At 67.6% G+C, this 19,354-nt stretch carries 13 protein-coding genes; 7 read left to right on the plus strand and 6 right to left on the minus strand.

The genetic code is table 11. The annotated features are described in order from the left end of the window. The first annotated feature begins 1 nt into the window (after position 1). The 3 genes from ACPDIX_RS03195 to ACPDIX_RS03205 are packed head-to-tail and all read left to right on the plus strand — an operon-like array spanning position 2 to position 6,022. Positions 2 to 1,876: an efflux RND transporter periplasmic adaptor subunit gene (locus ACPDIX_RS03195; RefSeq protein WP_423430331.1), complete on the plus strand. Its 1,875-nt coding sequence runs from the start codon at positions 2 to 4 to the stop codon at positions 1,874 to 1,876. 7 nt (positions 1,877 to 1,883) lie between these two features. Then, complete coding sequence (locus ACPDIX_RS03200; protein WP_423430332.1) at positions 1,884 to 4,037, plus strand: peptidase M50; 2,154 nt, start codon at positions 1,884 to 1,886, stop codon at positions 4,035 to 4,037. Further along, positions 4,031 to 6,022, plus strand: a complete 1,992-nt coding sequence (locus ACPDIX_RS03205) for a hypothetical protein (protein ID WP_423430333.1) — start codon at positions 4,031 to 4,033, stop codon at positions 6,020 to 6,022. The genes ACPDIX_RS03200 and ACPDIX_RS03205 overlap by 7 nt, the downstream gene beginning before the upstream one ends. 109 nt (positions 6,023 to 6,131) lie before the next feature. Here the strand turns inward: ACPDIX_RS03205 and ACPDIX_RS03210 are convergent, their stop codons facing one another. After that, entirely contained in the window at positions 6,132 to 6,674 is a 543-nt protein-coding gene (locus ACPDIX_RS03210) for a nitroreductase family protein (protein ID WP_423430334.1), read from the minus strand. Positions 6,675 to 6,885: 211 nt separating this feature from the next. On the opposite strand from ACPDIX_RS03210, the gene ACPDIX_RS03215 reads away from it, so the two are divergent. The 4 genes from ACPDIX_RS03215 to mutL all read left to right on the plus strand — a co-directional run bounded on the left by ACPDIX_RS03215 (position 6,886) and on the right by mutL (position 14,390). Beyond that, complete coding sequence (locus ACPDIX_RS03215; RefSeq protein WP_423430335.1) at positions 6,886 to 8,247, plus strand: SGNH/GDSL hydrolase family protein; 1,362 nt, start codon at positions 6,886 to 6,888, stop codon at positions 8,245 to 8,247. Between the two features lie 285 nt (positions 8,248 to 8,532). Next, the gene (locus ACPDIX_RS03220) at positions 8,533 to 9,414 is read left to right on the plus strand and encodes a LamG domain-containing protein (protein ID WP_423430336.1); all 882 of its coding nucleotides are present in this window, start codon (positions 8,533 to 8,535) and stop codon (positions 9,412 to 9,414) included. An 80-nt stretch (positions 9,415 to 9,494) separates the two neighbouring features. Next, a complete protein-coding gene (locus ACPDIX_RS03225; RefSeq protein ID WP_423430337.1) occupies positions 9,495 to 12,062 on the plus strand; it encodes an alpha-L-arabinofuranosidase C-terminal domain-containing protein in 2,568 nt (855 codons plus the stop codon). Between the two features lie 240 nt (positions 12,063 to 12,302). Further along, positions 12,303 to 14,390, plus strand: a complete 2,088-nt coding sequence (gene mutL, locus ACPDIX_RS03230; RefSeq protein WP_423430338.1) for a DNA mismatch repair endonuclease MutL — start codon at positions 12,303 to 12,305, stop codon at positions 14,388 to 14,390. Positions 14,391 to 14,444: 54 nt separating this feature from the next. Here mutL and ACPDIX_RS03235 read toward each other — a convergent pair whose 3' ends face one another. From ACPDIX_RS03235 to efp, 5 genes are all read right to left on the minus strand, one after another. Beyond that, a complete protein-coding gene (locus ACPDIX_RS03235) occupies positions 14,445 to 15,374 on the minus strand; it encodes a polyprenyl synthetase family protein (RefSeq protein WP_423430339.1) in 930 nt (309 codons plus the stop codon). 203 nt (positions 15,375 to 15,577) lie between these two features. After that, positions 15,578 to 16,198, minus strand: a complete 621-nt coding sequence (locus tag ACPDIX_RS03240) for a CDP-alcohol phosphatidyltransferase family protein (RefSeq protein ID WP_423430340.1) — start codon at positions 16,196 to 16,198, stop codon at positions 15,578 to 15,580. Positions 16,199 to 16,203: 5 nt separating this feature from the next. Beyond that, on the minus strand, positions 16,204 to 17,184 hold the full coding sequence (locus ACPDIX_RS03245) for an RluA family pseudouridine synthase (RefSeq protein WP_423430341.1): 981 nt from the start codon (positions 17,182 to 17,184) through the stop codon (positions 16,204 to 16,206). Between the two features lie 101 nt (positions 17,185 to 17,285). Then, on the minus strand, positions 17,286 to 17,864 hold the full coding sequence (gene lspA, locus ACPDIX_RS03250) for a signal peptidase II (protein ID WP_423430342.1): 579 nt from the start codon (positions 17,862 to 17,864) through the stop codon (positions 17,286 to 17,288). Positions 17,865 to 18,025: 161 nt separating this feature from the next. Continuing rightward, positions 18,026 to 18,586: an elongation factor P gene (gene efp / locus ACPDIX_RS03255; protein WP_423430343.1), complete on the minus strand. Its 561-nt coding sequence runs from the start codon at positions 18,584 to 18,586 to the stop codon at positions 18,026 to 18,028. Positions 18,587 to 19,354 lie beyond the last annotated feature (768 nt).

Consider the following 19,354-nt stretch of genomic DNA (forward strand, 5'->3'; position numbering starts at 1 on the left):
GATGAGCACGACGCATCGTTCAGGCACTCCCGGTTCGGCAGCGGAACGGTTTGAAGCGGGTCTGGAACGGCTCGAACAGGTGCGCCGGTTCAGCGGCGCGCCGGAGGAGTTCTGGACGAGTTTTCTTGAAGCGGCGACCTTGTTGGCCGGGGCGCGCGTCGGGCTGTTGTTCCGGCAGGACGATGGCGGTCCGCTGCAGCGGGTCCGGGAGTGGCCCGACGCGGCGCATGTGCAGCCCGGTGTACAGACGTTTTGGCGGGCTGCGCCCGAGGTGGCCCGCGCGGCGGCCGACCGGGAGGCGGCGCTGGCGCCGTTGGATGGTGTGGCCAAGGGGCCGGCGCCGTATGCGCTGGCGATCCGGTGGGAAACGGCCGAGGCGGGGCCGCGGCTGGTCTCGGTATTTCATCTGGAGGCCGCCACGGAAGCGCAGGCGGCCGCGGCCTTGCGGCATCTGCGACTGGTTGCCGACACGCCCCGGCTGTACCAGTTGCGCCGCCGTGTCCAGGACGCCCAGGGCACGTTGACCCATCTGGCGTCGGCCACGGATCTGGTGGCCCTGTTGAACGCGCATGACCGTTTTCCGGCGCTGGCCCTGGTGCTGGTGAACGAGCTGGCTGGCAGACTGGCCTGCACGCGGGTGGGCCTGGGATGGCGCACGGGTCCCTACATCCGGCTTCAGGCCATCAGTCACACCGACCGGTTCGAAAAAAAGATGGAGGCGGTGCGCCGGCTGGAGCAGGCCATGGAAGAGGCCATGGATCAGAATGACCTGATCGTGTGGCCGACCGATCCGGCCGACCCGCGCGTCACGCGTGAACACGCGGCGCTGGCTTCGTTTCAGGGTGTGGCGCACGTGATTTCCGTGCCCTTGCGCCTGGAGGGACGGGTGGTCGGGGTGTTGACCTGCGAGCGGGCGGCGCGCCCGTTCACCGAGGCGGACCAGCAGTTTCTGGCCCTCACGGCCGAGCTGGTGGTGCGGCGGCTGGCGGAACGGTTCGAGGCGGACCGTTGGATCGGCGCCCGAGCGGCAACGGCGTTGCGCAAGCGGTTGGCAAGGTGGCTGGGTCCGGAACACACGTGGGCCAAGCTCGGCGCCCTGGCGGGTGCGGTGGGTCTGGGGGTGTTGTTTTTCGGCGGGATGACCTACCGCGTGGAGGCCCCCTTCGAAGTGCGCACGGAAGATGTGGCGGTGCTGACGGCGCCCTTTGCAGGCTACATTGCCGGGGTGCACCACGAGGTGGGGGATGTGGTGCCGGCGGGCGAGCCGTTGCTGGCACTGGACACGCGGGACCTGATGTTGGAAGAGGCGGCCGCACTGGCGGATCTGGACCGGGCCCTGCGCGAGGCCGAAAAGGCGCGGGCCGCCGATGCGCTGGCCGACATGCGCGTGGCGGAGGCCCAGGCCCGGCAGGCCCGGGCGCGGTTGGACCTGGTGCGACATCGGTTGGCGCAGGCGGTGTTGCGCAGTCCGTTCGAGGGGGTGGTGGTGGAGGGCGATTTGAAAGAGCGGCTCGGCGCGCCGGTGCGGGCCGGCGATCCCTTGTTCCGCGTCGCGCGGTTGGACCGGTTGTATTTCCAGTGTCGCGTGCGCGAGACGGACGTGCACGAGCTGCGCGCCGGTGCGGAGGGGCAGGTGGCCTTCCTCAGCCGGCCGCGTCTGAAGTTCCCGGTGCGGATCGAGCGGATTGAACCCGTGGCACAAACCCACGACGGAGAAAACGTGTTCCTGGTCCGGTGCACCAGCACGGATCCGCCGCCGGACTGGTGGCGACCCGGCATGACCGGGGTGGCCAAACTGGAGGTGGGGCACAGGAGTTTCTTCTGGATCCTCACCCATCGCACGGTGGACTTCCTGCGGATGTTCTTCTGGATCTGAAGCCGTCATGGACCCCGGCAGCATCCCGAGCGAAAGCTGGCACCGGCTGGCGGATCAACGGTTGACGCTCCGACCTGACGTGCGGGTGCGCCGCCAGTTTTTCCGGGGCGAGCTCTGGTACGTGCTGGAGGATCCATTGACCAACCAGTTCTTCCGCCTGCCTTCCGGGGCTTACGCATTCGTGGCCCGATTACGGCCCGAGCGCACCGTGCAGGAGGCGTGGGAGGATTGCGTGCGGGCCCAACCCGACACCGCGCCGTCTCAGGAGGAGGTGGTCCGGCTTCTGGCGCAGTTGCACCAGGCCAACCTGCTGCAGTCGGATCAGCCGCCGGACAGCGCCCGGCTGTTCGAGCGGATGCGCCGCCGGGAGCGCAAACAGTGGCAGGCCCGGCTGCTGGGGGTCATGTTCGCCCGCATCCCGCTGTTGGATCCGGATCGGTTTCTGCAGCGGAGCCTGCCGTGGGTGCGATGGTTTTTCGGGCCGGCGGGTTGGGCCCTGTGGTTGGTGACGGTGGGTTGGGCCGTGAAGGTGGCGGTGGACCATGCACCGGAGTTGATGCGGCAGACCGACCGCATCCTGGCGCCCGACAACTGGTTCCTTCTCTATGCCGGTTTTGCCCTTTTGAAGATCGTGCACGAGTTCGGTCACGGCTACGTGTGCCGTCATCTGGGTGGCGAGGTCCACACGATGGGTGTGATGTTCCTGATCTTCACGCCGGTGCCGTACGTGGACGTCACCTCGGCGTGGGGGTTCCGGAATCGGCGGGATCGGATCTGGGTGGGGGCCGCGGGCGTGTGGGTGGAACTGTTCGTGGCGGCGCTGATGACCTTCGTCTGGGCGGGCACGGCGCCGGGCACGATTCACAGCCTGGCCTTCAACATGATGTTCGTGGCCTCGGTTTCCACCCTGCTTTTCAACGCCAACCCGCTCATGCGGTTCGACGGCTATTACATCCTGTCCGATCTGCTGGACATTCCCAACCTGTACGGGCGGGCCAACCAGATGCTCGGCTACTGGATCGAACGATACGCCTTCGGGCGCCGGGCGGCGGTGAGTCCGGCCCGAAGCCGGCGCGAGGCGTTCTGGCTGGCTTTGTATGCGGTGTGCGGGCATGTATACCGGGTGGTGGTGTTTGGGGGGATCCTGCTCTTTGTGGGCAAGCGCTTCCTGATCCTGGGCCTGTTGATGGCGGTGGTCTGCCTGGTCGGCTGGGTGATCGCGCCACTGGTCCGCGCGCTGGCCTATCTGGCGACGAGCCCGCGGTTGGAACGTTGTCGGGGGCGGGCCTGGGCCGTGACCTTGTGCAGCCTGGCGGTTTGGTTCGTGCTCCTCGGGGTGGTGCCCTTCCCCCATCATTTCCGTGCCGAGGGCGTGGTGAGGGCGGAGCGTTACACGTTGCTGGCCGCGCCCCTCGAAGGGCGGTTGGCGGAGGTGCTGACGCGGCCCGGAGAACGGGTCGAGCCCGGGCAACCTTTGGTGCGGTTCGAGAACCGTGAGCTGGAGCTGGAACGCCTCCAGGTGGAGGCCGAGTGGGAGGAAACCGTGGCGCGGGAACGCCGGGCGCTGCACGACGCGACGGCCGATTTGCGTCCCTTGTCGGCCCGACGCGCGGCTCTGGAAAAGCGGCTGCAGGAGATCGAAGAAGAGCGGGCGGCGCAGGTGGTGTGCGCGCCTCATGCGGGTCGTTGGGTGGCGCCGGATCTGGAACAGGCGGTGGGCCGATGGGTGCCTCGTGGTACCACGCTGGGGATGGTGTTGGAGGAGGAACGTTTCATGTTCGAGGCCGTGGTGACCCAGCGGGAGGCGGCCTGGTTGTTCGCCCAGCCCCTGGAACATGCCGCCGTGCGGTTGCGCGGTCAGGCCGGATGCGAGCTGCTTGTGGGACGCCAGCGGATCGTCCCGGCCGAGCACCGGCGCCTGCCTTCGCCGGCGCTCGGCTGGCGCGGCGGTGGCGACATCCCCGTGGCACTGGACGATCCGACGGGCGAACGGGCGGCCGAGCCGTTCTTCCTGGTTCGCGCCTTGCTGCAGGCGCATCCCGATGCGGTGCTGCTGCACGGGCGTTCCGGGCAGATTCGTTACGACCTGCCGGCGCGGCCGCTGCTGGCGCAGTGGTTCCGGCGCCTGCATCAACTCCTGCAACGCGAGTACGGATGGTGACCGCAACCCCGCTGCAAATGCCGGTATGGACGCCGGCACACCTGCCCCCGCTGCCTACCGGGCTGGACGCGCAGGTGGACCGCTGGATCGGACGCTGGCGGCGGCGGCGGGCGCGATTGCACCAATTGAGCGCCGCGGCCGAGGAGGTGTGCGGACTTGCCCCGGAGTTCCGCGCCTGCACGGACGCTGCCCTGCGGGGCCAACTGGAGCTGTTCCGGGAACGCTTTCGACGGCCGGTACGGGTGGAGGAACCGCTCTTGCACCGGGCGCTGGCGGCCGTGCGGGAGGCGGCCTCACGTGCCCTGGGACTCGAACCCTTTCCCGAGCAGGTGCTGGGCGCCCTGGCATTGTACCGGGGGTTTCTAGCGGAAATGGCCACGGGCGAGGGGAAAACGCTCACCGCCGGCCTGGCCGGGGTGTTGTTCGGCTGGACACGCCGGCCCTGTCACGTGGTCACGGTGAACGACTACCTGGCCGAACGCGACGCGGCCTGGATGAAACCGCTCTACGACCTTTGCGGGGTGACGGTGGGATGCGTGGTTGCCCCGATGGACGCGCCGGCGCGGCGGCGGGCGTATGCATGCGACGTGACCTACACCACGAGCAAGGAGGTGGTGGCGGATTTTCTCCGGGACCGGCTTCAGTTGGGTTCACTGGGCGTGCATCCGGTGCGGGTCTGGCTCCGGCAACTGCTGGGCGGCGGCGGTCCTGCGGACCGCTGTGTGCAACGCGGGTTGCACACGGCCATTGTGGACGAGGCCGACAGCGTATTGATTGACGAGGCGGTGACCCCGCTGATCATTTCGGCCGCAACCGACACGCCCCTGGTGGAGGAGATTTACCGCCGGGCCTGGACACTCGCCAGCCAACTGGAACCGGGCCGCGACTACCGGGTGGACCCAAGGCATCGCGAGGTGGAACTGCTGCCGCCGGCGCGGGCCGCGTTGGAAGAATCATGGAACGACGCGCCACAGTACTGGCGCCACCCTCTGCGCCGTGAACAATTGTTGCGTCAGGCGCTCGTGGCCCGCGAGTTTTTCCACCGGGACGTGCAGTATGTCGTGCAGGATCGTCAGGTGATCCTGGTGGATGAATTCACCGGCCGCCTGATGCCGCACCGGCGCTGGCGCGCGGGCCTGCACCAGCTCATCGAGGCCAAGGAGGGGTTGCGGCTGACGCCTCCGGATCAAACGCTGGCCCGGCTCAGTTTCCAGCGGTTTTTCCGGCTGTACCGCCATTTGTGTGGGATGACCGGGACGGCCGCCGAAGCCGCGGCTGAATTCTGGCACCTGTACCGGCTGCCGGTGGTGGTGATCCCGCGACACCGTCCCTGCATCCGGCAGCAGTGGCCGGACCGGGTGTTCGCGGATGCGGAATCCAAGTGGCGGGCGGTGGTGGAGGAGATCGGCCGTGTCCACGCCACGGGCCGGCCCGTGTTGGTCGGCACGCGCAGCGTGGCTGCCAGCGAGGAACTGGCGCGGCGGCTCCAGGAGGCGGGGTTCAGCTTCAACCTCCTCAACGCCACCCGTCACCGTGAAGAGGCCGCCATCGTGGCGCAGGCCGGGCAGTCGGGTCGCATCACCATCGCCACCAACATGGCCGGACGCGGCACGGACATCAAACTGGGCCCCGGCGTGGCGGCCCTGGGCGGACTGCACGTGATCGCCACCGAGAAACATGAAAGCCCGCGCATTGACCGCCAGCTCTACGGTCGGGCCGGCCGGCAGGGCGACCCCGGCAGCGCACGATGTTTCCTGAGTCTGGAGGACGAGTTGTTCCGCCGTTTTCTGCCTGTTGCAGTCCGGCGGGCCCTGGCCGGGATGATCCGGCAGCAGTTGCCGGGCGCACAAGCCGCTGCTGCGGCCGCGTGTGCGCTGGCCCAGCGCCGGGCCGCGCGGGAGGCGTACCGCCAGCGCCTGCGGGTGTTGCGGTACGACACCTGGCTGGACGAATCGCTCAGTTTCGTCCCCCCCGAACGGTTGTGACGCCGCTGACGCCGTGTGGTCGGTCGGATGGGAGGGGCGGGCACGGCGGTTTCGTGCCTCCCTTCCTGCCCGGCCGCGGAAGATCCCGCAGGGCCCCTACCCAACCGCCTCACCACTGGTCGTGGTGCACGTAGCTTTCCCGGAAGCGGGTGCGCGGTTCCTTCCATTCCGCGGGCCACCCCATCGCCACGCCGGACACCGGGATCACGGCCTCCGGCAACCGCAGGAGGGCGCGGACCTTCCGCATGCGTTCTTCGCGCGGGTAGATCCCGAGCCAGCAGGCCCCCAGCCCGCAAATGTGCGCGGCCAGCAGCAGGTTTTCCGTTGCCGCCGCACAATCCTGCACCAGGTAACCGAGCTGGCGATCATGGGCCGTCTCGAGGTCCCCGCACACCGCGATGCCCAGAGCCGCTTCGCGCAGCATGGCGCCGTTCGGCAGTGCGTCCGCCAGTGCATGCAGCCGCTCCCGCTGCCGCAGGACCAGGAAGCGCCACGGATCCCGGCCCGCCGCGGACGGCGCCGCCATGGCAGCCTCCAGTACAATCCGCACGTACGAGTCCGGGACAGGATCGGATCGGTGGGCACGAATACTCCGCCGCCCGGAAATGAAGTCCAACTTTTCTCGTGACCGAGGATCAAAAACCTCGCTCATGTCGAGAGAAGTGCCCGGCCCGACTCCGCCGGGGCAATGCGAAATCGTTGGGGGTTCGAGAAGGACGCTGCCCCGTACGATGCCGGGGTGGGTGTCAGCACGCGTGCGCCCGGGGCGCGTTCTTTTTCCCCTGTGCGCGGTCCGGTGCGCCGCCGGCATGGCGGTAACGGGGCGTTGACCTCCGGGCACGGGCCCGGACACGATTCACCGCGTGAGGGGCGGGACCGCGGTGGTGATCTTCCTGTTGGGCGCCGGGCTGACAACCGGCGGGGCCCGGGAGGACTGGTCCTCGCTGAATACGGACCGGTGTGAGCGGTTTCGAGCGAGGGCCGAGTCGGGCACCGGCCCGGTGACGGTGGTGGCATTTGGGGATTCGTTGCAGGCGACGTATCGGTCCGTTCCCAAGTTCCTGTTTCCGCGCCTGGCCGGACTGTTGGGGCAGGCGGGTCGGTCTTTCGATGGTGAATATCCGCCCGTGTCGACGCCGGTGTTGGAAGGCGGCGCCCTGACGACGCGGGCGGCGGACACCGCGTGGGCCCGGACGAACTGGTTCCTGGAACATTTTCTTGTGCCGGCCGGCGGGGCCGTGTTTTGGACCAACCGCGGGTACCCGGCCGGTGGATCCCTGCTCGCGGATCGTGCGGGGCTGTACTACGTGGCCTGGCCGCCGGGCGGGGAGTTGTGGCTGCAGGTCTCCGGAAATGGCCAGGAGTGGGAGACGGTGCGGACTTTCTCGGGCTGGGCGGCGGCGCCGGAAGGCCGGTTTGTCGAGGCCGTGCTGCGGCCCGACCTGTACCGGGTACGTGTCCAGGCGCGCAGTGGCACGAACCTCGTCCTCTGGCAGGAGCTTTGGTTGAGTGGTTCGAACGGGCTCCGAACCGTCTGGCTGCAAAGGGATGGACTGCATCTGCGCGCGGTGTTCCAAACGCCCCGCTCCGTTCTGGAACCCATCATCCGCCAGATCCGGCCCCACCTGATCCTTTGGCACATGAAGGAACTGGCGGATTACTGGAACCTCGTGGGGCCGGCAGCGGCGGAAACGGCCCTCAGCAACGATCTCGAACGATTGGAAGAGCTCTGGCAAACGGCGGTGCCCGGGGCGGACGTTGTGTATCTCGGCACACCTTACGAAGCGCGTGATGAAGCCGGCACTCCGGTCACCCAACCCCAGAACCGGCTGGTCCGCGCCCTGGCCGCCCGGCACGGCCGCTGTTACGTGGACGGGATGACCCCCATGGTGTCCTACTCGTGGATGCGTGCCCAGGGCTATCTGGTGGACGCGCTTCACCTCAGTGACACAGGGAACGCCGTGCTGGCCGATCTGATCTGGCGCGAGCTCGGCTGGGGCACGCTACGGTTGGACCGGCGGCTGCGGGCAGTGCCCGGTGCCGGCGGGGTACACCTGCAGTGGGCCACACGGTCCAATCTGGTTCATGAATTGTGGGCCTCTTCCGATCTTGCTTCATGGACCCTCGTGCAGGCCGGCCCGGGCGACGGCACCCACGCCACGTGGGCCGTGCCGGATTCCGGCCCCGGACCGCTTTTCTTTCGGGTGCGCTGGCGACCCGAATGACCTCCAAAGGCGCCACCTCCGAGTTTCGGTCTCCCGGGTGAGCCGCAAATGAACGCCTTTGTTCTCTCCGGAATCAGCCGGGTATGCCTGCCCTTTTACCCGACTTCAGCGTGGCTGGCAGGTGAGGAGGTGTCTGCGGCGTTCGCAAAATGGCGATCGAAAGACGCAAAGTGGCGTTGCCGAAGGAGGGGTCGCTTGGTCATGATGGCCCCGTTCAGTGTCCGCGGGCACGATGGATGCCGCCGTGGCAGCGTAAAAAACCTGGATACCGCGAAGAGGAACACTATGCGAAAGACCCGACCTTGCGTAGGGCTGTTGGTGGCCGGGTTGGTCGGCTTGGCGCTGACGGCGCGGGCCGCGACCGTGGCTTGGTGGGACTTCGACAGTGCAGTGAACGGATCGCCTGTTCCGTTGGGTTCCTGGGCGCAGGGCGGCTCCGGAGGGGTTCCTGCGATTCCCGATCTTTCCGGCAACGGCTACACCATGCTTGCCTGGGACAATTACTGGGGCCCTGAGTGGTCGGCGGTAGGGAATACGCCCACCGGAGTGGGTTTCAGCTCCCAGCACGCGGGGCACGACGACGGCTACGTCCCGTCCGCGGGGTTGGTTCAGTGGTCTCCGTTGAGATGGACCATCGAGCTGTCGGTCCGGCTCAACAACCTGGCCGGCTGGAACACGATGATCGGCCGGGACGGGTCGACGGGTGTCTCTGGTGATGTGGCGGCGGCATTCTACTTTCAGAACAACGGAATCGATGACCGCTTCCGCATCAACTTCATGTCGGCCGGGGGCATTCGTTATTCGTTGGACTCGGACTTCGTGGCCGAGGCGGGCAAATGGTATCACCTGGCGGCGGTCAGCGACGGAAGCACGCTGCAATTGTGGGCCGACAAACTGGATGGCAACGGCTTCCAATTGGCGGGTTCACTGGCCCTGAATCCGGGCAACGACAACCGGCTGATGGCCACCGGCACGTGGACGTTCGGCCGCGGCTGGTTCAACGGTGGGTTCGTGGATCACATCGATGGGAACCTGGACAACATCCGGTTCAGTGACGAGGCTCTGACGCCGGCACAGTTTCTCCAGGTTCCGGAACCTTCGGCTTTGGCGCTTTTGGGACTGGGCGGTCTGGCGCTGTTCGTCCGGCCGCGTCGGTTCCAAAACTGAGGCGAGGTCTCGTGAGTTGGTTGAGGACGCGAAGGCAGGCTTCGGCCTGCCTTCGTTTTTCCCGGGAAAGGTTCAGAGCGATGAAAACTCCGTTCGAGACAGGGTCGGGGCCGCTCCGCTGGGGGATGGGTTCCGGGGCTTCTGCCGTGAAGGCGATGGTGCGCATCTTTTGCGCGGCTGTGGCCGCGGTGGGGTTGGGCCGGGCCGGGATCGTGTGGGCCGGGCCGGTGGAGGTTGCGGTTCAGGTGGACCGTGCCGGGGCGCGGATTTCGCCTACCATGTGGGGGATCTTTTTCGAGGATATCAACCTGGGGGCCGACGGCGGCTTGTACGCCGAGCTGGTGAAGAACCGCGGGTTCGAGTTTCCGGATCCGATGTTGGGTTGGTTCATGCTCCGGACCAGCCATGGCCGGGGAGAGGTGCAGATCCGGACGGAGGAGCCTTTTGACCCGGCGAATCCGCATTACGCGCGGATCGAATCGCGTGCGTCCACGGCGATGGGCTTGAGCAACGAGGGGTTTCGGGGCATGGGCTTCCATGCCGGGGAGGAGTATGTGCTGGAGTTGCGCGTGCGGCGGGTCTCGGGTCGTCCGCGCTTGTTGATCGAGCTGGTTGACGACGAGGGCGAGACGTTGGCGGAGGGTCGGATCGGGGATCTGCCTCAAACGTGGGAGAAGCGGTCGTTGCGTTTGGTGCCCGACCGGACGGCGGCACGCGGCCGGTTGAACGTGTTGGTGGAGGGTGGTGGCACGGTGGACGTGGACGTGGTGTCGTTGTTCCCGCGGAGCACGTGGAAACAGCGGCCGGGTGGGTTGCGTGCCGATTTGGTGCAGATGCTGGCCGATTTGAAGCCCGGGTTCCTGCGGTTCCCCGGCGGATGCATCGTGGAAGGAAGCGAGCTGGACAAGCGCTATCAGTGGAAGAACACGATCGGTCCGGTGGAGCAGCGCCGGCTGTTGATCAACCGCTGGAACTACGAGTTCAAACACCGGCCCACGCCTGATTATTACCAGAGCTTCGGCCTCGGGTTCTTCGAGTATTTTCAGCTGGCGGAGGATCTGGGGGCCGAGCCGCTGCCGATCCTGAACTGCGGCATGGCCTGCCAGTTCAACAGCGGCGAACTGGTGCCGATGGACCAGTTGGAGCTGTACATCCAGGATGCGTTGGACCTGATCGAGTTTGCCAATGGACCGGTGGAGAGTCCGTGGGGGGCGCGCCGGGCGGCCATGGGGCATCCCGAACCGTTTCACCTCAGGTACATCGGCATCGGCAACGAGCAGTGGGGTCCACAGTATCTGGAGCGGTACGCCGCCTTTGCCCGGGTGCTGAAGGAACGGCATCCGGAGATCGTGCTGGTTTCCAGTTCGGGTCCCTCGCCGCACGATGAACGGTTCGACTTCCTCTGGCCGCGCCTGGTGGAAATGAAGGCGGAGATTGTGGACCAGCACTGTTACGCCAACCCGATCTGGTTTTTCAGCAGTGCGGACCGGTTCGATTCCTACGATCCGGCCGGGCCCAAGGTGTTCTTCGGCGAGTACGCCGCGCAGAGTGACCGGATCGTCAGCGTGCACAATCGCAACAATTGGGAGTGCGCGTTGTCCGAGGCGGCCTTCATGACCGGCATGGAACGCAATGCCGCGGTGGTGGTAATGGCTGCCTATGCGCCGTTGTTCGGGCATGTGGACGGCTGGCAGTGGCGGCCGAATTTGATCTGGTTCGACAACCTCCGCGTCTACGGGACGCCGAATTATTACGTGCAGCAGGTCTTTTCGCATCACCGCGGCGATCACGTCTTGCCGGTGCGGTTGTCCGGCGACGTGGCGGCGCCGGCGCTAGCCCGGGGCGGGATCGGGCTGGGGACCTACCGCACGGCGGCGGAGTTCAAGGACCTGGTGGTGCGGCGCGGCGACGAGATCCTGTATCGTGGCGATTTCTCGAAGCTGCCGGAGGGCTGGCGCTGGCCGTCGGCGGGCCGGTGGGAAGCCGTGGACGGCGCGCTGCGCCAGGGCGATCCGCGGGCCGTCAGCACCGCGTTCGTGGGCGGGCCGGACTGGACCGAGTACACCCTCGAAGTCAAGGCCCGGAAGATCGCCGGAGACGAAGGTTTTCTGATCGTCTTCCGCGACGCCTTCCAGAACACCCGCGTGCAGTGGAACCTGGGCGGCTGGGGCAATACCCGGCACGGCATACAATCCTGGTTGGGCGTGCAGGAGCGGCTGGTCACCCGGGAGCCCGGTTCGATCGAGACCGGCCGGTGGTACGACATTCGCGTGGTTTTGCGCGGGCCACGGATCGAATGTTATCTGGACAACCGTCTGATTCACGCGGTGGAGGTGCCGGTGCCCGTTCAGGACGGGTTTTATGCCAGTGCCGTCTCCGACGATGCCGCCGGCGAGGTGATCCTCAAGCTGGTCAATGCCGCGCCCTACGAGCGGCCGGTCCGGATCGACCTCCAAGGGGTCAAGCAGGTGCGACCCGGCAGCCGCGGTCTCATCCTGCGGGGCGAAACGCTGGATGACGAGAACGACTTCGACCACCCGAAGCGCGTGGCGCCCCGGGACTGGCCGGTGGAGATCCGATCGCCCCGGGCCGAGCTCACCGTGCCCTCGCACGCCCTGGTGGTGCTGCGGGTTCCGGTGGAACGTTGACCCGGAGACTTCTCCCTGCCTTTTGTCTCCAGGGGACGGTTCTGCGGCGATGGGCCGGTGCGGGCGCGCGTTTGCCTCGCGCACGGCACGAAGGGCTGCGCCTGGCCGGCGCCGGCCGCGCGGTCCGGTGGTTCTGACCGGTCTGGTGTTTACCCGGGAGGGGAGCACCTTACAATGGCCGGCAATGGCGGCATCGAATGGCACACGGTTTTCGCCCGACCGGCTTCCCGTCCCAGGCGCATGAATCGCATCCGGCTGTTACCCGAGACGGTGGCCAACCAGATCGCGGCCGGGGAGGTGATTGAGCGCCCGGCCAGCGTGGTGAAGGAGCTGGTGGAGAACGCGCTCGACGCCGATGCCCGGCGCATCGTGGTGGAGATCCAGGCTGGCGGACGCAGCCTGATCCGGGTTTCCGATGACGGCACGGGCATGAGCCGCGACGACGCTTTGCTGTCGCTCGAACGGCATGCCACCAGCAAGATTCGGTCGGCGGAGGACCTGTTTGCGATCCGGACGTTGGGATTCCGTGGGGAGGCCCTGCCGAGCATTGCCAGCGTCAGTCGGTTCACCCTCACGACGCGCGAACGGGGCAGCGATTCCCCGGAGGGCACGCGCATCGTGGTGCAGGGAGGGAAAATTGTGGATGTCCAGGCGGCAGGAGCGGCCCCGGGCACGATCGTGGAGGTGCGTCAGTTGTTCTTCAACGTGCCGGCCCGCCGCAAGTTCCTGCGGAGTGACGAGACCGAATCGGCCCATGCCCAGCACGCGGTGTTGCTGGCTGCGCTGGCGCATCCGGAGGTGGCCTTCACCTTTGTGAAGGACGGCCGGACACTCTGGCAATTGCCGGCCGTCCCTTGCGGGCCGGATCCGCGGGAGCGGCTGGCGGCGCTGCGCGAGCGTTGGCGCGCCCTCTACGGGACGGACGAATCCTTCCTGGTGGTGGACCATGCCGAGCCGGACGCAGACGGTGAAGAGCCGGGGGCGGCGGGTGCCGGCTTGGGACCGGGTGCGGGTCTGCGCATTTGGGGATTGATCGGCGCACCGGGTGTGTCCCGGGCCACGCGTGCGGACCAGCACCTTTTCGTGAACCGCCGGCCGGTGGAGAGCCGCGCGCTGAATCACGCCCTCCTGGAAGGTTATCACACCGCCCTGATGAAGGGCCGTTACCCGGTTTGCTGCCTGTTCCTGGAAATCGCCCCCTCGGCCGTGGACGTGAACATTCACCCGGCCAAGCGTGAGGTCAAGTTCCATCGGGAATGGGCGGTGCGCCGGGCGGTCACCGCCGCCGTTCGGGAGACGCTTTTGGCTTTTCACGCCCGCCCGGCTGCGGCGCGAGACGCCCCCGGCACGGCGCGGACGCCTTCGGATTCGCGCCCGCCGGTTTCGCAGGAGCCCGGACTCCCGGGGTTGCCGGTCGAAGGGGGAGGCCCCGGTGGGAGCAGGGGCCCGGCATCGGGCGGCGTGGCCGGCCGGAGCGCGGCCGGGTCTGCCGGACCGGAAGTCCGCAGAGAGACGATTCCGGCGGCACCCGCTGGTGCACCGGCGGCCGAGCGGGTGTCCGGTACGTCAATCGCGTCGGCGGCGCCGGCGGTTCCGGAGCCCGAACGGGCGGTGCGACCGGCTGACGGGACCGCGGCTTCCGAGCGTGGTGAGGCGCAACCGGCCCGGGTTGCCTGCGGACCGACGGCCCCCGTGCGGTCGGGCGGGGCCGATGCCGGGCCCGCCGGGCCGGTGCCATTGGTGGATGTCCCCCTGCGTTATCTGGGGGTGGTGGGACGGTTGTATGTGGTGTTCGAGTCCGATCGCGGCCTGGTGCTGATGGACCAGCACGCGGCGCACGAGCGGGTCCTGTTCGAGGAGATGCTCGACCGTTTGGAACGGGAGGGTCGCGCGCCGTCACAGAAGCTGCTGTTGCCGGAGGCGATCGAACTGCCGCCGCGGGACGCCGCGTTTTTGCGCGAGCAGTTGGAGGTATTGGGCCGGCTCGGCGTGGGGGTGAGCGAGTTCGGCACGCGCTCGTTCCTGCTGGACGCCCTGCCGCCGTTCGTGAAGGTTTCGGATCCGCGCAGGTTCCTGTTGGATTTGTTGGACGAGCTGCGTGCGGCCGGTCGGGAACTGAACACACTGCGGTTGGGCGAACCGGTCGTGGCCAAAACGGTGTGTCGTCACGCCGTGAAGGCCCGCGATCCGTTGTCGGAGGCGGAGTTGCTGAGTTTGCTCGAATCGTTGCGCCGCTGTCGGATGCCGTACACGTGCCCGCACGGCCGCCCGACGTTGATCGAGCTGAGCTACCGCGAGTTGGAACGGAAGTTCGGTCGCGCCACCTGATGGATGCGCCGGCACGTGCCCGCGCCCGCCGGCACGGGCGGGCGCCCCGAGGTGTCAACGGTCCCGCCGGAGCAGGTACTCGGCCAGGGCATGCAATGCGGCGGCGCGGCGCCCGAACGGTTCGAGGGCGGCAAAGGCTTTGCGGGTCAGTTGCTCGGCGATTTGACGGGAACGTTCGAGCCCGACCAGCGCCGGGTAGGTGGCCTTCCGGGCTTTGAGATCCTTGCCGGCTGTCTTGCCCAGCTTTTCCGTCGTCTGCGTGATGTCGAGGATGTCGTCAATCACCTGAAAGGCCAGCCCGACGTGGGTGCCGAAGCGTGTGAGTGCATCCAGTTGTTTGGGTGTGCAGTTGGCGCTCATGCCGCCGAGGCGCACGGCGCAGCAGAGCAGGGCGGAGGTTTTGCGTTCGTGAATGAATCGGAGGTCGCGCAGTGGGATGGACCGGCCTTCGCTCTCCAGGTCGGCCACCTGACCGGCGATCAACTGCCGGGAACCGGCTGCACGGGCCAGTTCGAGGATGAGCTGGCGATGCGGGTAGCGGGGCCAGCCGCGGCTTTGCGCGGCGATCTCGAATGCCACGGTGAGCAGGGCGTCTCCGGCCAGCACAGCGATGCCCTCGCCGAAGACCTTGTGACAGGTGGGACGGCCCCGGCGAAAATCGTCGTTGTCCATGGCCGGCAGATCGTCGTGGACCAGCGAGTAGGTATGGATGCACTCGATGGCACAGGCAAGGGGCAGAGCCTCCACGGGATTTCCTCCGCAGGCCTCGGCGGCCGCCAGACAGAGGATGGGCCGGATGCGTTTGCCCCCGGCGAAGAGGGAGTAGTGCATCGCCCGATGAATGGTTGCCGGGCGTGTACCCGGGGGCGGCAGGAACTTTCGGAGGCCGCGGTCAATCCAACGGCTCCGCTCTTTGAGATAGTCCTGGAGCGGGAACGATCCGTCGGACGATGAAGATTCCACCCGCACGCACTGTGCGCTCATGACCCCAGTTAATGAGCGGGGTAGCAGCGGGGCAAGCCGTTTCCGGCGGGGGACGACGGCCTTCCGGCAACCGATGTCCGCGTCCTCGCGACGGCCGGGTGGTGCACACCGGTGATCAACAGGAGCCCGCCCTGATCAGGCTGGCGGGGCCTGCACGTGAAGGCCGTGGCCGCCGAGTGCGCGGGCGATCCCTGCCACGGTCCTCAGCGCGGTTCGGATCCCGGCGCTGCGGCGGAGGCGCGGAGGAGGGACGCCTCCTTGCGCAGGGAGGCCCTGCGCAACTGCCACGCGTGCCACGCGGTGGGGACATTGGACCGGTATTGCGGCAGCAGCCAGGTGATGAGGATTTCCTCCGCCGCGGAGAGGACGACGAAGGGCACCAGGGCCCGCAGGACCCATCCCGGACCGCTCGCGAAAAACAAAATGACAGCGGCACTGGCGAGGATGCTCAATGCCTTGGCGCCCCATGTGTGATAGGCGATGAGGCGGCGGAAGCGCGCCCAGCCGACCCCCACCGAAAGCAGATAAGCCGCCAATCCCGTACAGAGCCACGGGAATTCCGCGGCAAAGGCCTCCGGCCGCAGCCACCAGCCGCACGGGGGCAGGGCCAGCCAGGTGGTCAGATCGGCCCAACTGTCGAGTCGGGCGCCCAGCTCACTGTGCTGGTTCCACCTCCGCGCCAGGTAACCATCAACCGCGTCCGAAAGCAGTCCCAGCAGCAACAGGGTGAAGAATGCACGTCGGAATCCGTGCGCCGCCAGAAACAGGAGCCCCGGCACCGACGCCAGGCGGAACAAGCTCAGCAGGTTGGGTAACGTCCACATGGAACTCAGATGTCCTCCCCGGCGGGCGCGGCACGTTCGGAGGCGGGTGGGGTGCGGAGGCGGCGCAGGGTCTCCTCGAAATCTGCCGGCCAGGGTGCTTCCCAGGTGAGAAGCTCGCCGGTCCGGGGATGTGCGAGGGTGAGCAGGGTGGCATGCAGCATCTGGCGGGGAGGCTCGAACCCGATGCGATCGGCCAGGCGGCGATTGGCCCGGCGCCCGTAGACGGGATCGCCCACCAGCGGGTGCCCGAGGTGTTGGAAGTGGACGCGGATCTGGTGGGTTCGACCCGTGTGCAACCGCGCTTCCACGAGGGCGGCCTCTGCCAGCCGTTCGAGCACGCGGTAGCTGGTATGGGCCAGGCGTCCGCGTTCTTCGCAGACGGTCATGCACTTCCGATGAGACGGGTGCCGGGCGATGGCCGCGCGGATTTCGCCGGAGTCGTGCAGCAGGCAACCGCAGACGAGGGCGTGGTAGACCTTGAGCACCCGGCGGTCGGCGAACTGTCGTGCCAGCGCCAGGTGGGCCGCGTCCGTCTTGGCCACCACCATGACGCCGCTGGTGTCCTTGTCCAAGCGGTGGACGATCCCGGGCCGGCTCACGCCTCCCACGCCGCTGAGCCGGCCGGCGCAGTGATGGAGCAGGGCGTGCACCAGGGTGTGGGTCTCGTGGCCGGCGGCAGGATGCACCACCAGCCCCGCGGGTTTGTTGATCACCAGCAGGCAGTCGTCCTCGTAGAGGATCTCCAGGGGGATGTCCACCGGTTCCAGCGTCGCCGGTTTGGGGTCGGGCCATTCGAGCTCGACCACCTCGCCGGCCCGCGGGCTGTGCGTCGGTTTGACCGGCCGCCCGTTCACACGCACGGCGCCCTGCTCGATCAGCCGCAGAATGGCCGACCGGGAGAGGGCGGGGTACCGGCGCCGGAGATAGACGTCGAATCGTTCGCCCGGGGCCGAGTGTTCGACGGTGAACGTTTCGAGGATGGGCATGGTGGGCACCGGTCGTGGCGTTCAAGCCGGGGTATCCGGCGGTGTCCCGGAATCTGCCGCCGGCGGATGGAAGTGTCGCGTCAGGATGGGGGAGGACCGCTTCATGGGTCGGGCGGCGCGGGCGGGGTCGGGGGCCGGGGACCGTGATCCGCGGGCGCCCCGGCTGCGGGCGCGGAACGGGTCTTCGGTTCTGCGCGCCAGGAAAGCCAGAACAGCGTGGCCACGCCGATGCAAATGGCGCTGTCGGCCACGTTGAACGCAGGGAACCCCCACTCGCGGCCGTCGGGCCGGGGCAGGTAGAAGTACAGGAAGTCCACCACGTGCCCGACCCGGAGGCGGTCCAGCAAATTGCCCGCGATGCCGCCCAACACGGCGCCGAAGGCGACCTGGCCGGGGAGGGACCCGACCTCGAAATGGTGCCGGTACCACCAGAGCAGGGCCAGGGCCAGCAGGGCGACCAGGGCCAACAGATCGTTGTAACCGCGGAACAGGCTCCAAGCGGCCCCGGTGTTGCCCCAGTGCACCAGCTTGAAGAACCCCTCCACGACGACCTGTTCCTCCCCGAAATGGAGCCGGCGCAGGATGGCCGCCTTGGTCAGCTGGTCCAAGACCAGGAGCCCCGCCGCCACCGTGGCGGTCCGGCGTCCCGGTGTAGCCCAGAGTCGCTTTGCCCATGCCATCCCGGACACTGGCAGGAATGTACTCAAGCGCGGACGCCGGGAAAACATTTTCCCGGGCACGCCCAAGGGACAACGACGGCGGCCGCAGCCGTCATGACCGAATTGCGATCCGGGCTTCGGGAGGGTGCACGACCCCGGGCCGGGCCATGCCGGATCCGGGCTCAGGCCCGCTCGATGTACTTGCCGGTGCGGGTGTCCACCCGGATTCTTTCGCCGGCCTTGATGAAGAGCGGCACTTGCAGGGTCAGACCGGTCTCCACCACGGCCGGTTTCATCACGTTGTTGGCCGAATCCCCGCGAACGCCTTCGGGCGCCTCGGTGACGGTGAGCACGACGCTGGGCGGCAGCTCGACCATCACGGCGCGGTCTTCCACGAACGTGACGGTGACCGGACCGTTCTCCACAAGGTATTGCCGGGCATCCCCCACCAGGTCGGGCGGGAGCGTGACCGTCTCGAATGTCTCCGGATCGGTGAAGACGTAATCCTCGCCGTCCTTGTAACTGAACTCCATGCGCCGGCTGATCAACGGCACGGTCTCGACCTTCTCGGTGGAGCCGAACCGGACGTCCGACGATTTGCCCGTTCGAATGCTGCGCAAAGTGGCCTGGACGAAGGCGCGCAGGTTGCCGGGCGTGCGATGCTGGACGTCCAGCACGACGCAGATGTCGCCGTTGTAGTCGATCGCCATGCCGCGGCGCAGGTCGTTTGCTGCAATTGCCATAGTCAGTCTCTGCGAATCGTTGCTGAGCCCCAACCGCCTTGCCGGTGGGGAAGCATCAGCATACACCGAACGCCCTTCGATGCAAGCCCGGGCATTCACGTCCACCAAACTGCCGCCGCCGACTGCCTCCTGCCCGGATCCGCGCCTGCGCGTGCCGGGGTGCTCTCCCTGACACCGTCATCCTGCTGTGCGGGCGTCGGCCTGACGGCCCGGTGGGATCCGGAGGTTTGGTGCTTTTTCTGATATTGGGTCCGCCTTGCTCAGGCCCTGCCTGCGAGTTGTGTCCGGCGACCGCGCCTTGGTGGTTCAAAAGTTCCTGCGGGTGTCCCGCGGCCCTCCCGCGCCGGCTTGTTCGCCCGTGTTCGGACTGCATCGCCCGCCGGGTTCGAGGGCCCGCTGCAACTTTTTCAGTTGGTCGTGCAAAACTTCGTGGTACGGCGAAGGCGGCGAGACAGGTAGACTGATTCACAGGATGAACCTCCCTGTCGCGCAAGCCGGTGCATGTCCGGGCCTGCCCGACACGCAGGGCGGGAGACGAACCCCGCACCGGAACAGCGTTTGGCACTCGAAAACCCTTGCCATGACACGTGTGCTCCTGTCAGTGGGGACCCTGGTCGTTTTCGGTTCGGGTCTTTCCTTGGCGGCGCGGCTACAGAACAGCCTGATCCCGGCCGGAGGACAGTCTGCAGCCGGCCCGGCCGCCGTGACAGCGGTCCGCCGGCCGGTTGGAGATGCGCATCCGGCTCCGGGCACCGCTTCCGATCGAGC

The sequence above is a fragment of the Limisphaera sp. 4302-co genome (genome assembly GCF_049537155.1).
Taxonomy (GTDB): Bacteria; Verrucomicrobiota; Verrucomicrobiia; order Limisphaerales; family Limisphaeraceae; genus Limisphaera.

Excerpts from the sequence above, each read along its gene's own strand:
- ACPDIX_RS03195 (WP_423430331.1), top strand. The coding sequence starts at position 2 with ATGAGCACGACGCATCGTTCAGGCACTCCCGGTTCGGCAGCGGAACGG.
- ACPDIX_RS03200 (WP_423430332.1), top strand. The coding sequence starts at position 1,884 with ATGGACCCCGGCAGCATCCCGAGCGAAAGCTGGCACCGGCTGGCGGAT.
- ACPDIX_RS03205 (WP_423430333.1), top strand. The coding sequence starts at position 4,031 with ATGGTGACCGCAACCCCGCTGCAAATGCCGGTATGGACGCCGGCACAC.
- ACPDIX_RS03210 (WP_423430334.1), bottom strand. The coding sequence starts at position 6,674 with ATGAGCGAGGTTTTTGATCCTCGGTCACGAGAAAAGTTGGACTTCATT.
- ACPDIX_RS03220 (WP_423430336.1), top strand. The coding sequence starts at position 8,533 with ATGCGAAAGACCCGACCTTGCGTAGGGCTGTTGGTGGCCGGGTTGGTC.
- ACPDIX_RS03225 (WP_423430337.1), top strand. The coding sequence starts at position 9,495 with ATGAAAACTCCGTTCGAGACAGGGTCGGGGCCGCTCCGCTGGGGGATG.
- mutL (WP_423430338.1), top strand. The coding sequence starts at position 12,303 with ATGAATCGCATCCGGCTGTTACCCGAGACGGTGGCCAACCAGATCGCG.
- ACPDIX_RS03235 (WP_423430339.1), bottom strand. The coding sequence starts at position 15,374 with ATGAGCGCACAGTGCGTGCGGGTGGAATCTTCATCGTCCGACGGATCG.
- ACPDIX_RS03240 (WP_423430340.1), bottom strand. The coding sequence starts at position 16,198 with ATGTGGACGTTACCCAACCTGCTGAGCTTGTTCCGCCTGGCGTCGGTG.
- ACPDIX_RS03245 (WP_423430341.1), bottom strand. The coding sequence starts at position 17,184 with ATGCCCATCCTCGAAACGTTCACCGTCGAACACTCGGCCCCGGGCGAA.
- lspA (WP_423430342.1), bottom strand. The coding sequence starts at position 17,864 with ATGGCATGGGCAAAGCGACTCTGGGCTACACCGGGACGCCGGACCGCC.
- efp (WP_423430343.1), bottom strand. The coding sequence starts at position 18,586 with ATGGCAATTGCAGCAAACGACCTGCGCCGCGGCATGGCGATCGACTAC.